This window comes from Rhodoferax sp. OV413 (assembly GCF_900104385.1).
In the GTDB taxonomy this organism is placed as follows: domain Bacteria; phylum Pseudomonadota; class Gammaproteobacteria; order Burkholderiales; family Burkholderiaceae_C; genus Rhodoferax_B.
Genome location: NZ_FNJA01000002.1, coordinates 1 through 12,829, shown reverse-complemented (window position 1 = coordinate 12,829; position 12,829 = coordinate 1). Strand labels below are relative to the sequence as shown.

Below are 12,829 nucleotides of genomic sequence, written 5' to 3'. Positions count from 1 at the left end.
TCACCAAAAAGACAAGCTTTTGGCCAGGATCTTCTGGATCCAGGAACGCGATGCGGCGTCCGATACATCGCCGCGGCCCACCAGCTCCAGCCGTGCATCGACCACATCGCTGGAGGCCACCACGTTGCCGTTGGTGATGTCCAGCGGATTCACCACGCCCGAGAAGCGCAGGGTGCTGATGCCGCTGTTGAACGCAATGCTGCGCTCGCCGGCCACCACCAGGTAGCCGTTGGACTGCACATTGATCACCGCGGCGGCCAGGCGGCCCGAGAACTTGTTGCTGCTCTCGGTATTGCCCGAACCCTTGTAGGTATCGCTGCCCGAGGCGCTGGCATCGATGTTCATGATGCCCTTGAGGATGCCGCCCAGCGAATTCGAGTTGGAGCCCGGGCCTTTGGAGGCCAGCGTGGTGGCCCGGCTGGTGTCGGTGCTCAGCTCGCTGCTGGCGCTGAGGTTTTCGGCAATGTCGATCTTTAGCGCGTCACCGATCTTGTGCGGCCGGCGGCGGTCGGAAAACAGCGAGCCGCTGGTCATGTGCTTGCGGAAGATCGCGCCGGTCACGGCCGGTTCTACATCCATGGGCTGCGGCAGCGGATTGGCGCGCACCGGCGGCGGGATGATGCTGTCCGAGCTGGCGCAGCCCGAAATGAGCGCTGCCACGGGTAGCAGAAGCGCGACCAGGCAGCGGGCCAGGGTGTGTTGGAGAGCGTGTTGCATGGGAGTCCTTTGCGGATTGTCTGCGTGGCGGGGGCACCGGCGGCGCCAGTCAATTCTCAAAACCGGTGACGATGGCCGTCACAGCGGGGGCGATCTTGCTGCGCATCGACGACCACTTGCCCATGCCGTACACCGGGTCCAGGGAGTAGCTGCTGCGCGATAACACCTTGCCGTCCGCGTTGCGCAAGGTCAGGTTGGCGGTGGTGAGGTAGGTCTTATATTCATTGGTGAAGGGTGGAATCGCCCATTCAATATAGGCCACATAATGCAGCCATATTTCACAGTTATTGCCCCCCGTACCCGCCTCGTAGATTCGGCTTTCAATCTGGTGTAAGCGTAATTCTGATTGCAAGGCCGGCAGTATTTCTACCGCCTGCGAATGCGGATTCAGCTCGATACACAATTTATTGAATGTCGGGTGGATATGGTAGACCGTATCCGTGGCTTTGCTGGGGCCGACCGCAATCACGGTGCTGGCGGCAATACCCGAGGCTTTGACCAATTCCATCAACGGAACCGGTGTAAATATGGAGCACGCCGTTTGTATTCCGCACAAGGCGCCAATCCACAGCAGGCGATAAAGTTTCGGGAGAATAACCATGGCTTTATGCGCTGTGAACAGGCCGGATTCAGGCCAGGGCGCTCACCGCTTGCACACCGGCCGACAGCCCTGCATCGGCGTAGCCGGCAATCGCGCTGGCCGCGCTGCCGATGCCGCTGGCGGCCGAGCTGACGCCGCTGGACACCTTGTTGTAAGCCGACTTCAGCCCTTCGGTGCTCTCATTGGCCAGGGCTACGGTGTTATTCGCCGCTTCCTTGACGCTGCTTTCAACGCTATTGACTACTTTGCTGAGGGTGCTGCTGTTTTGTACTGCAGCCTTACCCAATCCAATCGCCGAAGCGGCAATGGGACCAAAATCTTTGGAATTTTTTTCAAATGCGCCCACTGCCGATTTTTTGGCAGTGGTTGCAGCAGCCAATGCGGTATTGCCGGTGGCGGCAGTCGAATTGTTGACTTTCATGAATATCCCTTTTGGTAGTTGAATGGGTAAATAAATTCTGCCACGTAACTATGAGTTACAGGATTAATAAGCCGTGTGAAAACCAGCTTGATTACCTTGCTTTACACAACTCAACCCGTTTGGTACATAGGATATATATATCGAAACATAAATACCGATATATGGGGTTTTTATCGATTTTGGTACTGTAAAATTAATGGTCCATAATGGATAAAATAATATCCATGGCATTTAGAGGGCAGGGTCTAGGTGCACCAAGACTTGGCCTGCGTTTTGTGACCGCCCGGTAGCGAAATAGCCACCTACATCGTTCCAAGAACGCGTGGGGCTAAAATCGCGGCATGAAACCCGCCCTCACGCCCAAATCGCCCAAAGTCTCTTTCAAGCAGCAGATGCTGCAGGCGCGGGAAGAGGCCATCGTGCAAACCGTGAACCGCCTGCTGGCCGAGAAGGGCTTCGAGGCGATGACGGTGGACGAAGTGGCGGCCGGCGTGGGCATTGCCAAGGCCAGCCTGTACAAGCATTTCCCCAGCAAGGAAGACCTGGCCGCCGCCGCCATGGTGCGTGTGCTGCACCGCACCCAGGCGTTCCTGCTGACCCTGCCGCCTACCGATACGCCGCTGGCCAAGCTGAAAGCCATGGTGCGCTGGGCCATGGAGGTGCAGCTGGCCGGCGAAATGCCGTCGCTGCCCAGCCAGAACTCCAGCCTGCGGGCGAATCTGATGGGCAACCAGGCCTATCTGGAAGCGCTGGTGCAGGTCAGCGACCAGTTGGGCGGCTGGATCCAGGCGGCGCAAAAGGCCGGCCAGATCAGCCCGCAGTTCCCGGCGATTGCGGTGCTCTACACCTTGTATGCGCGCGCCTGCGACCCGGTGCTGGGCTTCCTGCAGGCCAGCGGCCAGCACAGCGACAGCCAGATCATCGACTGGGTGCTGGGCACCTGCTTTGAGGGTCTAAATGGCCGCTAGCGCATATTGGATAAGCGCAAGCTGCTCTTAATTCGATAGCTCTATGCAGTAACTGGGCAGAAAGGCGTGCTGCTCGTTCTTGCGCGCATAGCCGCGCGGATTCGCCACCACCCGGCAGCCGTGGTGCACGTAGTCGCTGGGCGCATGCAGATGGCCGTGCAGCCACAGCCGGGCTTGCGGCAGCAGCGCGTCCAACGCATTGCAGAAGCCGGCCGTGCCCGGGGTGCGGCCATAGCGCGGGTCGGCGCTGTGCAGGCTGGGCGCAAAGTGAGTCACCACTACGGTCGGCCCGTCAAACGGCGCGGCCAGCGCGCTGCGCAGCCATTGCTGGCAAACCAGCGCCTGTTCGCGAATGGCGTCGGCCAGCATGGGTTCGCCCTGGCGGGTGGCGCTGTTCTTTTTCAAATAGTAGTTGGCCGCGCGAAAGGCCTTGTCGCGGGCTTTCAGCTGCTGCCCCAAGGTGGCCTCGGTGTCGGTATGGTCAGGGCCGAGCGCATCAAAGTCGCTCCACAGAGTGGTGCCCAGGAAGCGCACGCCTTGCAGCACCAGGCTTTCGCGCTCCAGCCACTGCAGGCCGAGCCGCTCGCAGGTGGCGCGCAGCCGGATATGGGCGGTGTCGAAGTCCAGGCCGTCGTATTCGTGGTTGCCGGGCACAAACAGCACGGGCGTGGGCCAGCCCGCGTACTGCGGCAGCGGGGAAAAGCGGGCCAGGCCGAAATCGGCATCCTCCAGGTCCAGCAGCTGCGAGCCGGCCTGGTAGGAGCCGATGTCGCCGGCCAGCACCAGCACGTCGGCGCCGGTGGCAGGGGTGGGCACAAACTGCGGGTGCACTTCCAGGTGCAGGTCGGAAAGGAGTTGGATCTTCATGGCGGCGCCCAGTCTACGCTGGCGCGGCCGACGGCTGGATCGAGGGCTGCAGCAGGTTATGCAATACCTGCATGGAATACGGCTTGAAATCCTAGGGAAAACCCTTATTCTTACCCCATCCCTACTTTTCACCGCTGATACGGTGATGTTTCCATGTTTAGCTTGTTTGTTCAGTTCTTTCTTTTCCGCACGACTTCGCGCATTACCCAGCGCTTTGCTTCCGTGGCCCAAACCGCCATGGACAGCCCCAGCGTTGCCCATGACCTGATGGAAATCGCCTACGCCCGTGCCGGCCGCGACCCCCACCACTCGGCCGAACTGCGTGCCGCGGCCCTGGCTTCGCTGAGCTGCGCGCGCTAAAGCGCCTGCGGCGCGTAGGCCTGGTCGGCCACCCGCGCCACCGCTTGGCGCAACCATTGGTGTGCGGGGCTGGATTCCATGCGCCGGTGCCAGAGTGCATCCACATGCACGGCCGGTACCTCGAACGGCAGCGCCTGCTGCACCAGACCATTGACGCTACCCGCTACCCGGGCGAAATGCTGGGGTAACACCGTCAGCAGATCGGTTTGCGAGGCGATATAGCCGGCGGTAAAAAACTGGTTCACGGTCAAGACCACCCGGCGCTTGCGCTGGATCAAGGCCAGCGCCTCGTCGATAAACCCGAATGAGCGGCCCGCAAAGCTGACCAGCAGATGGCGCGCCGCGCAGAACTGGTCGAGGCTCAGCGTGCCTTGGGCCAGTGGATGGCCGCTGCGCATCGCACACACATAGTGGCCGTCGTACAGGCGCTGGTGCGCATACGGAATGCCCTTACCCACCTGCGCGCGGGCGGCCAGATCGGCCAGCACCGCCGGGAAGAAACCCACCGCCAGATCCAGGCTCTCGTCCTCCAGCAGCTTGCGTGGGTCGCGCGAGGCCAGCGGCAGCACATGCAGCGACACCCCCGGGGCCTCGGTTTCCAGCAGCCGCACCAGGCCGGGCATCAGCTCGGCCGCGGTGGCGTCGGCCATGGCCAGCACAAAGCTGTCGTCGGCTTCGGCCGGCTCGAAGGTGCTGGGCGCCAGCGCCGTCTGCAGTTGGCGCAGGGCTTCGCGCACCGTGGGCCACAGGGCCAGCGCCTGCGGCGTGGGTTCCATGCTTTGGCCATTGCGCCGCACCAGCTCGTCGTCCAGGCTTTCGCGCAGGCGCCGTAGTGCGTTGCTGACCGCCGGCTGGGTTAGCGACAGGTTGTGCGCAGCCCGCGTCAGGCTGCGCTCGGCCATGACTTCGTCAAATACGCGCAGCAGGTTCAGGTCAAAGGTGCGGAAGTTGGGTGGGTTCACGGCAGGTCGCGCAAGCTTTGGCAAAGAAACAATGGAAACCTGTTGTTTTATTCAAACACAGAGACAGCTCTCTAAATTTGCATCTGCTGGCATTTGGACGGCTAACTTCCATAGGTTGTGAACCGCCTTGGAACACCAAAAGTGTATGCATAAATTGCTATTGTTTATATAGCTGCTAGTGCAGATGCAATATGCGTAAATGCCATTTTTTACTGAATAAATTGAGGCAACCAGTTGCGCTGGGGCTTACCAACCATCGCGCCATAGGCATGGTCCAGTTTCCGAGATACATCACTGTTGTGAATGAAGATCATCACAAAGATAAAGTAGAACGGCACTAGTATTAACCCTAATATTCGTTTGCGTCTACGGCGATCCCGTCCAGGACGCTCGTTACAAAGGAAATTACCATGACCAGTTTTATTCAACCTAGCTTCCCCACCGTACACCCGGGTGTAGCCCGCGCTGAATCGGTCGTCGGCGCAGCACGCAGTCTGTACAAGAATTTTGACTCCACCAAGGGTTTGTCGACCATGCTGCTGGCAGCTGTGGTGTCGGCTCTGGTGGTCGTAGCCGACCAGTTGGTCGATACCTGGGCTGAAGGCCATCTGCTGGCCGCTTGGGTGGCTGTCTGGGCTGTCGGCTTCGCCGCCATTGCCTTGTTTGCTGGTAGCGCCCGCCGCACGGCTGTGCGTGTGGTGTCGGCCTTGGATGCCTGGTCGCTGCGCCAGGCCCGTGCCCGTGCCGACCAGCGCCTGTGGGCTACCGCCCTGAGCGACCCGCGCATCATGGCCGACCTGCAAGTCGCCATGGGCCGCCGCGAAGTGGCTGAAGTCGCCGCAACCGCTGAAAAGGCACCCCAGTCGAACCGCATTGCCGCTGCGATGCTGCGCACTTTTGACGCCATGGATGCCAAGGCGCTGAATGCTGCCAACTACCGCATGAGCGCTTTCCGCTAAACCGGCAAGCTTTTAAAAGCACACAGCCCCGGCTATCGCAAGATAGCCGGGGCTGTGTCGTTTCAGGCCTTCAACTTAGGCGTTCAGACGCTTTTCGATCGCGGCCTTGGTGTCGACCAGGGCTTGCGGCAGGTGGTGGGCCAACTGGGTGAACAGCTCGGTGTGCAGCACCAGCTCCTGTTGCCAGGCGGCTTTGTCGATGCTGGTCACGGTGTCGAACTGGGCTTGCGTGAAGTCCAGGCCGGTCCAGTTGAGTTCGCCGTAGGTGGGGCTGACGCCGAAGATGTTTTCCTGGCCGGCGGCCTGGCCTTCGATGCGGTCGATCATCCACTTCAGCACGCGCATGTTTTCGCCGTAACCGGGCCAGACGAACTGGCCGTCGGCGCCCTTGCGGAACCAGTTGGTGCAGAAGATCGCAGGTTGCTTGGCGCCCGATGCCGCAATCTTGTCGCCCATGTTCAGCCAGTGCTGGAAGTAGTCGCTCATGTTGTAGCCCATGAAGGGCAGCATGGCGAACGGGTCGCGGCGCACCACGCCCATCTGGCCGGCGGCGGCGGCGGTGGTTTCCGAACCCATGGTGGCGGCCATGTAGACGCCTTCGGTCCAGTTGCGGGCTTCGGTCACCAGCGGCACGGTGGTCGAGCGGCGGCCACCGAAGATGAAGGCGTCAATGGCCACACCGGCGGCATCGTCCCAGGCTTCGTCCAGTGCGGGGTTGTTGGTGGCGGCCACGGTGAAGCGCGAGTTCGGGTGCGCGGCCTTGGCGCCGGTGGCTTTGGCGATTTCCGGCGTCCAGTCGTTGCCTTGCCAGTCGATCAGGTGCGCGGGCAGGCTGCCGGTGTCTTTTTCCATGCCTTCCCACCACACGTCGCCGTCGTCGGTCAGCGCGACGTTGGTGAAGATCACGTTCTTGTCCAGGCTGGCCATGCAGTTGGGATTGGTGTGGTAGTTGGTGCCAGGGGCCACGCCGAAGTAGCCGGCTTCGGGGTTGATGGCGTACAGGCGGCCGTCGGCGCCGGGCTTGATCCAGGCGATGTCGTCACCGATGGTGGTGACCTTCCAGCCGTGGAAGCCGGCGGGTGGCACCAGCATGGAGAAATTGGTCTTGCCACAGGCGCTGGGGAAAGCGGCTGCCACGTGGTACTTCTTGCCTTCGGGGTTGGTCACGCCCAGGATCAGCATGTGCTCAGCCAGCCAGCCCTGGTCGCGGCCCATGTTGGATGCGATGCGCAGCGCAAAGCACTTCTTGCCCAGCAGCGCATTGCCACCGTAGCCCGAGCCATACGACCAGATTTCGCGGGTTTCCGGGAAATGCACGATGTACTTGGTCTTGTTGCACGGCCATTTCACGTCGGCCTGGCCTTCTGCAAGCGGCGCGCCCACGGTGTGCACGCAGGGCACGAAAGCACCGTCGGTACCCAGCAGGTCGATCACGGCCCGGCCCATGCGGGTCATGGTGCGCATGTTGACGGCGACATAGGGGCTGTCAGACAGTTCCACGCCGATGTGGGCGATCGGGCTGCCCAGCGGGCCCATGCTAAACGGCACCACATACATGGTGCGGCCGCGCATGCAACCGGCGAACAACGGGTTCAGCGTGGCGCGCATTTCCGCGGGTTCCATCCAGTTGTTGGTGGGGCCGGCGTTTTCTTTTTGCGCCGAGCAGATGTAGGTGCGGTCTTCGACGCGGGCCACGTCGCTGGGGTCGCTGCAGGCCAGGAAGGAGTTGGGGCGCAGCTCGGGGTTCAGGCGCTTGAAGGTGCCGGCATCCACCAGCTGTTGGCACAGGCGTGCGTATTCTTCTTCGCTGCCGTCGCACCAGTAAATGGCGTCGGGCTGGGTCAGCGCCGCCATGTCCGCGACCCAGGCGACCAGCGGGGTGTGTTTGACGTAGGCAGGGGTGGCGTGGGCCAGGCCCTCGAGGGTGCGTGCGTTCATGGGGGGAGCTCCTAAGTTGAAAATCGTCTTTTCAAAAGAGGGCTCCACGCGGTATGTGCTGAGAGCGGCCTTTTCAGAAAACGGCTTTGCTACTCAGTCGGCGGGCGGTGACAAGCACCACAGGTCGGCTGGGACCTCGATTTTAGGGAGCCCGCAGCCAGTTACGAAGCGATTACATGCAAAATCTATGCAAACGTTGCATGACTTTATGTGCAAAATGAACGGCGCCGCAGTACCTCAAAATTGGCAATGAAAATGGCCACGAGCGCAGACAACGATTGCGCAGAGAGCTATTAAAACAATAGCAACCAATGCAACTGGACCAGTAGCTGCAAAAACGCACACGAGGGGGGAGGTAGACGAAAACCAGGTCTTACGTTGCGTAACACCCCGCGCCAGCCCTACAAAGGGGTCTGGCGCACTACAAACTATAGCAACCAACCCATGCGGGGTCAGCGCTGGCGGCCCTTAGGCCATGGCTTATGCCATGGAGACGGCGATAAAGGCCAGCAGGAAAATCAGCACACCGCCCACGATAGGCAGCACGATAGGGATCATCGGCACGATGGATTCGACAGCATCGGCAGGTGCGCGGTCTGGCGTGCCATGGTCATCGGCGTGGGGAGTGCTCATAGATATTCCTTAGTCTGGGGTCGGCGCAATTCTAAGCGGACTTGCAAATGCTAGAAGTGCTAAATCGGCAAACGGCAGTTGTTCGCGTTCTGGCAAATTTCAATGGCAAAGTCTTCCCATGCCCTATGCGCTGCGTTATGGTCCGCTAACGAAGCATTTCGTTGCTAGGAGCCTTTCCATGGTGAAGCGCTTGGTTTCCGATTCCGCCCACGCACCGCTGATCCCATCGCCGGGGCTGAAGGCTGCGCCGGTGCTGGATCTGATGTGTTCGCACTTTGTGCTGACCCTGGTGGCCCGTCAAGGCCCCAAGTTCAATGTACGGCGCGACCTGAACAGCCTGCTGGCCATGGCCGGCAGGCACCTGGTGTGGCCGCAGCCGGTGCTTCTGCGCCTGCGTGAATTCCTGTCCCGGCGCTGCAAGGACAACGAATTCTGGCGCGGCCACACGGCCCTGGGCACCACCGAGTTTCTGGAACGCCACGGCATCTGGCGCGGCCCGTACGAAGAAGGCACGCTGTTCTTTTACCTGGACGAATACGCCAAGGACCAGCCCAAAGACCTGCTATCTGCCTTGGCCGTCACGGGCGAATGGCTGACCCACGCGCTCAAAAAACAATCCACCCTGGTCGAGAAGAACATCGACGCGTTGTCCGGCCTGCTGCAGCTGAACAAGGCCGAGCGTGCGCTGCTGCTCTACGGCACCCTGGCCCGCTACCAGCGCGACCTGCGCACCATCCTGGTCGAGGTCAAGGTGAACAACGCACCCGAGGCCTATGCGGCGATTGCCGAAGTCGCCGGCGTCAGCCCGGCCGAGGTCGGCGAAGCCTTGCGCGCCGGCTCCCGGCTGGAGCGCATCGGCCTGGTCGAAAACCTGATCTCCGAGCACAACATCACCGACCTGGCCGACCTGATGAAGGTCAGCGAAAAGCTGCCACCGGTGCTGATGCGCGAATACCGCGACCAGAGCGAGCTAATGGCCGTGTTCACCCGCCCGGCCACCAAGAGCGCGCTGGCGTTGACCGACTTCACCTATGTGCTGGACGATGCCCAGGTGCTGGTCAGCCTGCTGCGCAACGCCGTGGCGCGCAAGGAGCCGGGCGTCAACGTGTTGCTCTACGGCCCCCCCGGTACTGGCAAGACCGAGCTGGCCCGTGTCGTAGCCCAGGCCGCCGGGCTGGATCTGTTCGAGGTGGAATACGCCGACCGCGACGGCAATTCGCTCAGCGGCCGGGACCGCTACCGCTCGCTGCAGATCGCCCAGGTGTTTCTCAAGGGCAGCGTGCAGGCCGCGCTGCTGTTCGACGAGGTGGAAGACGTGTTCCCGCCGATCAGCTCCGAGGCCGCGCAGCTGATGGCCCGCGCCGAACAGGTGACAGCGCCCGGCAGCGCCTCGGTCAGCGGCAAGGCCTGGGTGAACCAGATCCTCGAATCGAACAGCGTGCCCACGCTGTGGGTGACCAACCGCATCGAGCAGATCGACCCGGCGTTCCGCCGCCGCTTCGCCTACCACCTGGAGTTGAAGTCGCCTCCGCCCGGTGCCCGCGAAGGCCTGGTGCGCAAGACGCTGGAAGGCCTGGCCGTGTCCGATGCCTTCGTGGCCAAGCTCACCGAACGCAAAGGCCTGACCCCCGCGCAGATCCGCACCGCGGTGCGCTTTGCCGGCCTGGTGGCGCCGGCCGCCGACGCGACGCTCGAAGGCCTGATCGACCGCCAACTGAAGAACGCCGACAAGGCCTTGGGCAATGGCGCGGCCGACCATGCGGTGCGCCCCTCGTCCACCACCTACAGCCTGGACATGCTGAACGTGGAGAGCCGGTTTGAAATCCCGCGCATCGTCCAGGCGCTGCAGGCGCGTGGCCATGGCACGCTGTGCTTTTATGGCGCGCCCGGCACCGGCAAAACCGCGCTGGCCGAGCACATTGCCCAGGCGCTGGCCAAGCCGCTGATCATCAAGCAGGCCAGCGACCTGATGAGCAAATACGTGGGCGAGACCGAGCAAAAGATGGCCGCCATGTTCAAGGAGGCCGAGGCCGAGAAAGCCGTGCTGCTGCTGGACGAGGCCGACAGCTTTCTGCAAGACCGGCGCGGCGCCCAACGCACTTATGAGGTCACCGAGGTCAACGAGATGCTGCAAGGCATGGAGCGCTACCGCGGCATCTTCGTTTGCACCACCAATCTGCTGGACCGCATCGACCAGGCGGCGCTGCGCCGCTTTACCTTCAAGATCCAGTTCAAGCCGCTGCTGCGCACGCAGCGCGAAACCATGTTCCTGGTGGAAGCGCTGGGCGGCGATGCCAGCCGCTGGACCGACGTGCTGAAAACCCGGCTGGCCCGGCTCGACCAGCTATGCCCCGGCGACTTCGCCGCGGTGAAGCGCCAGGCCGAGATACTGGATGCCGCGCTGGCTGCCGACGAGTTCATGGAGCAGCTGGAGGCCGAGCACCGCATCAAGCCCGAGGTGCGCGAGAGCCGCGGCATCGGATTCATGCCCTCCTGACCCCGGGCTCTTCGCCTGCGTCAATGGCTCAAGCGGTCCAGCCACGACAGGTCGCAGCATTCCGCAAACCGGTCGCCCATCAGCCAGACCAGCAAACCGCAGAACAGCACCGCCAGCACGCAGACCACCAGAAGACGCCCGAACCGCGGCGTGGATGGGGTGCGGGGTGGAGCTTTGTCGGCCATGGGGATTCCATTGTTTTTAGATAAAAATGGCTTCCAGCGCAGACAGAATAAGCGCGAGAAGCTATGGTTTAAGTAGCATTCTGCGCGCAAATCCGTTGCTGCCATCCGGCCCGGTCAGCACCACGTGCTGGCACTGGGCGCTTATGCCGCGGCTTCTACGCGTTTGCTGTCGTGGTATCGGCCCGTGCCGCGGCTGAACACCTGGTCGCAGGGCAGCACGGTGCCGGGCGTGTAATCCGGCTGGCCTTGCACCCGGGCGTAGCTGGCGGCAAAGTCGATCTGCGCCAGCGCCAGCAGCTCGTCCAGGTCGCTGATGACGAAATAGCTTTCCTGGAAATCGTCGATCCGGTATTCGGTGCGCATCACCCGTTCCAGGTCGAAGCGCAGGCGATTCGGCGACGGGTCATCCAGCGCGAACACGCTCTCCGAGGCCGACGAGGCGATGCCCGCGCCGTAAATGCGCAGCCCGTCTTTCTGTTGCACCAGGCCGAACTCCACCGTGTACCAGTAGACCCGCGCCAGCTTGTCCAACACGCCCAGCTTCTGCGCGCGCAGCCCGCCCACGCCATAGGCTTGGATGTAGTCCGCAATCGCCGGGTTCATCAGCATGGGTACGTGGCCAAACACGTCGTGGAACACATCCGGCTCCTCCAGGTAGTCGAGCTGGTGCCGCTGGCGGATGAACTGGCCGGCCGGGAAGCGGCGGTTCGCCAGATGTTCAAAAAACACGTCGTCGGGCACCAGGCCCGGCACCGCCACCACCTGCCAGCCGGTGCGCTGCATCAAGGTGTCGGACAGCCGGCGGAAGTCGGGGATCTGGTCGGCACCAATCGGCAGCTGGGCCATGCCCTGCACGAAGGCATCACAGGCGCGGCCGGGCAGCAGCTTGCTCTGGCGCTCGAACAGGGTTTTCCAGATGCCGTGCTCTTCGGCGCTGTAGCGCTCCCAGCCCTGGTCTATGGTCCAGTCGGGGCGCTCGGGTTGGCTGGCGTCGCCGGCGGCGAGGCCGTGTTTGCTGCTAGTGGGGGCGGTGTTTTGCATGCTGTTCTGCCTAGGTGTTGAGGGTGTTCAAGGCGGTGTAGAGGGCATCGGCCTGCTGTGCCAACGCGATGTCCTGGTTCGACAAGCCCGGTACGTCGTGGGTGGTCAGCGTGATGGCGACCCGGTTGTAGACGTTCGACCATTCGGGGTGGTGGTTGCGTTTCTCCGCGACCAGGGCCAGCTGGGCCATGAAGCCGAAAGCCTGGGCGAAGTCGGCGAACACGAACTCGCGCCGGACCAGGCCGCCGCGCGCATCGCTGAATTGCCAGGCCGGCAAGGTGGTGGGCAACTGGGTGATCTCGGTGGGGCTGAGGGGGTGCATGCTTGCTCTTTTATTCATAGCTTCTTGCGCAATCTGGATCTGGGCGGATTCAAGTCCAAGTGCAACACAAGGGTCATTGGATAGTAGCGTGCGGTGGATGGTGTTTGAGCAAGAAATCGCGATAGGCCTCGATGGGCGAGTGCGCATTCAAGGTTTTACGGGGGCGGTTGTTGATCTCATCGGCAATCGCATCGAGTTGCTCCTGGGTCACTTCAGACAGATCCATACCCTTGGGCAGATACTGGCGCACCAGCCCATTCGTGTTCTCGTTGGTACCCCGTTGCCAAGGGCTGTGGGGATCACAGAAGTACACCGCAATGCCGGTATTGGCGCTGAGTTCCTTGTGACGAGCCATTTC

15 protein-coding genes are annotated in these 12,829 nt (G+C 62.1%); 4 read left to right on the top strand and 11 right to left on the bottom strand.

The window, feature by feature from the left end; all coding sequences use genetic code 11:
- From BLT66_RS07470 to BLT66_RS07460, 3 genes are read right to left on the bottom strand one after another with little or no spacing between them, the layout of a single operon-like run.
- Window positions 1-717: a flagellar basal body L-ring protein FlgH gene (locus BLT66_RS07470; RefSeq protein WP_255406824.1), complete on the bottom strand. Its 717-nt coding sequence runs from the start codon at window positions 715-717 to the stop codon at window positions 1-3.
- Between the two features lie 49 nt (window positions 718-766).
- Window positions 767-1,318, bottom strand: a complete 552-nt coding sequence (locus tag BLT66_RS07465) for a cell division protein FtsI (RefSeq protein WP_143029163.1) — start codon at window positions 1,316-1,318, stop codon at window positions 767-769.
- A 28-nt stretch (window positions 1,319-1,346) separates the two neighbouring features.
- Entirely contained in the window at window positions 1,347-1,739 is a 393-nt protein-coding gene (locus BLT66_RS07460) for a hypothetical protein (protein ID WP_092757068.1), read from the bottom strand.
- 341 nt (window positions 1,740-2,080) lie between these two features.
- On the opposite strand from BLT66_RS07460, the gene BLT66_RS07455 reads away from it, so the two are divergent.
- The gene (locus tag BLT66_RS07455) at window positions 2,081-2,707 is read left to right on the top strand and encodes a TetR/AcrR family transcriptional regulator (protein ID WP_255406823.1); all 627 of its coding nucleotides are present in this window, start codon (window positions 2,081-2,083) and stop codon (window positions 2,705-2,707) included.
- Between the two features lie 27 nt (window positions 2,708-2,734).
- On the opposite strand, the gene BLT66_RS07450 is transcribed toward BLT66_RS07455, so the two are convergent.
- On the bottom strand, window positions 2,735-3,574 hold the full coding sequence (locus BLT66_RS07450) for a metallophosphoesterase (protein WP_092757067.1): 840 nt from the start codon (window positions 3,572-3,574) through the stop codon (window positions 2,735-2,737).
- 153 nt (window positions 3,575-3,727) lie between these two features.
- Here BLT66_RS07450 and BLT66_RS07445 point away from each other — a divergent pair, with 153 nt between their 5' ends.
- Window positions 3,728-3,934 carry a hypothetical protein gene (locus tag BLT66_RS07445; protein ID WP_143029162.1) on the top strand — a complete coding sequence of 69 codons (207 nt, stop codon included), beginning with the start codon at window positions 3,728-3,730 and terminating at the stop codon, window positions 3,932-3,934.
- On the opposite strand, the gene BLT66_RS07440 is transcribed toward BLT66_RS07445, so the two are convergent.
- The gene (locus BLT66_RS07440) at window positions 3,931-4,896 is read right to left on the bottom strand and encodes a LysR family transcriptional regulator (protein WP_092757065.1); all 966 of its coding nucleotides are present in this window, start codon (window positions 4,894-4,896) and stop codon (window positions 3,931-3,933) included. The two genes, BLT66_RS07445 and BLT66_RS07440, sit on opposite strands and share 4 nt — an antisense overlap.
- 410 nt (window positions 4,897-5,306) lie before the next feature.
- Between BLT66_RS07440 and BLT66_RS07435 the strand changes: the two genes are divergently transcribed.
- Window positions 5,307-5,855 (top strand): hypothetical protein, encoded by a 549-nt coding sequence (locus tag BLT66_RS07435; protein ID WP_092757064.1) that lies wholly within the window; start codon window positions 5,307-5,309, stop codon window positions 5,853-5,855.
- A 75-nt stretch (window positions 5,856-5,930) separates the two neighbouring features.
- Here BLT66_RS07435 and BLT66_RS07430 read toward each other — a convergent pair whose 3' ends face one another.
- Together BLT66_RS07430 and BLT66_RS26745 are read right to left on the bottom strand one after the other, a co-directional pair.
- The gene (locus BLT66_RS07430; protein WP_092757063.1) at window positions 5,931-7,793 is read right to left on the bottom strand and encodes a phosphoenolpyruvate carboxykinase (GTP); all 1,863 of its coding nucleotides are present in this window, start codon (window positions 7,791-7,793) and stop codon (window positions 5,931-5,933) included.
- Window positions 7,794-8,273: 480 nt separating this feature from the next.
- Window positions 8,274-8,426: a hypothetical protein gene (locus BLT66_RS26745; protein WP_176955006.1), complete on the bottom strand. Its 153-nt coding sequence runs from the start codon at window positions 8,424-8,426 to the stop codon at window positions 8,274-8,276.
- Between the two features lie 178 nt (window positions 8,427-8,604).
- Between BLT66_RS26745 and BLT66_RS07425 the strand changes: the two genes are divergently transcribed.
- The gene (locus BLT66_RS07425) at window positions 8,605-10,923 is read left to right on the top strand and encodes an ATP-binding protein (RefSeq protein WP_092757062.1); all 2,319 of its coding nucleotides are present in this window, start codon (window positions 8,605-8,607) and stop codon (window positions 10,921-10,923) included.
- A 20-nt stretch (window positions 10,924-10,943) separates the two neighbouring features.
- Here the strand turns inward: BLT66_RS07425 and BLT66_RS26740 are convergent, their stop codons facing one another.
- The 4 genes from BLT66_RS26740 to BLT66_RS07410 form a co-directional block, all read right to left on the bottom strand.
- Window positions 10,944-11,108, bottom strand: coding sequence for a hypothetical protein (locus BLT66_RS26740; RefSeq protein ID WP_176955005.1), 165 nt, complete (start codon window positions 11,106-11,108; stop codon window positions 10,944-10,946).
- Window positions 11,109-11,249: 141 nt separating this feature from the next.
- Window positions 11,250-12,149 carry a phenylalanine 4-monooxygenase gene (phhA, locus tag BLT66_RS07420; RefSeq protein WP_092757061.1) on the bottom strand — a complete coding sequence of 300 codons (900 nt, stop codon included), beginning with the start codon at window positions 12,147-12,149 and terminating at the stop codon, window positions 11,250-11,252.
- A 10-nt stretch (window positions 12,150-12,159) separates the two neighbouring features.
- The gene (locus tag BLT66_RS07415; RefSeq protein ID WP_092757060.1) at window positions 12,160-12,471 is read right to left on the bottom strand and encodes a 4a-hydroxytetrahydrobiopterin dehydratase; all 312 of its coding nucleotides are present in this window, start codon (window positions 12,469-12,471) and stop codon (window positions 12,160-12,162) included.
- Window positions 12,472-12,544: 73 nt separating this feature from the next.
- The coding region (locus tag BLT66_RS07410) for an IS30 family transposase (RefSeq protein WP_143029161.1) at window positions 12,545-12,829 on the bottom strand (285 nt) is incomplete at its 5' end.

Coding starts and splice junctions, on each gene's coding strand:
- BLT66_RS07460 (WP_092757068.1), bottom strand. CDS start 1,739: ATGAAAGTCAACAATTCGACTGCCGCCACCGGCAATACCGCATTGGCT.
- BLT66_RS07465 (WP_143029163.1), bottom strand. CDS start 1,318: ATGGTTATTCTCCCGAAACTTTATCGCCTGCTGTGGATTGGCGCCTTG.
- BLT66_RS26740 (WP_176955005.1), bottom strand. CDS start 11,108: ATGGCCGACAAAGCTCCACCCCGCACCCCATCCACGCCGCGGTTCGGG.
- BLT66_RS07450 (WP_092757067.1), bottom strand. CDS start 3,574: ATGAAGATCCAACTCCTTTCCGACCTGCACCTGGAAGTGCACCCGCAG.
- BLT66_RS07455 (WP_255406823.1), top strand. CDS start 2,081: ATGAAACCCGCCCTCACGCCCAAATCGCCCAAAGTCTCTTTCAAGCAG.
- BLT66_RS26745 (WP_176955006.1), bottom strand. CDS start 8,426: ATGAGCACTCCCCACGCCGATGACCATGGCACGCCAGACCGCGCACCT.
- phhA (WP_092757061.1), bottom strand. CDS start 12,149: ATGCAAAACACCGCCCCCACTAGCAGCAAACACGGCCTCGCCGCCGGC.
- BLT66_RS07415 (WP_092757060.1), bottom strand. CDS start 12,471: ATGCACCCCCTCAGCCCCACCGAGATCACCCAGTTGCCCACCACCTTG.
- BLT66_RS07470 (WP_255406824.1), bottom strand. CDS start 717: ATGCAACACGCTCTCCAACACACCCTGGCCCGCTGCCTGGTCGCGCTT.
- BLT66_RS07425 (WP_092757062.1), top strand. CDS start 8,605: ATGGTGAAGCGCTTGGTTTCCGATTCCGCCCACGCACCGCTGATCCCA.
- BLT66_RS07445 (WP_143029162.1), top strand. CDS start 3,728: ATGTTTAGCTTGTTTGTTCAGTTCTTTCTTTTCCGCACGACTTCGCGC.
- BLT66_RS07435 (WP_092757064.1), top strand. CDS start 5,307: ATGACCAGTTTTATTCAACCTAGCTTCCCCACCGTACACCCGGGTGTA.
- BLT66_RS07430 (WP_092757063.1), bottom strand. CDS start 7,793: ATGAACGCACGCACCCTCGAGGGCCTGGCCCACGCCACCCCTGCCTAC.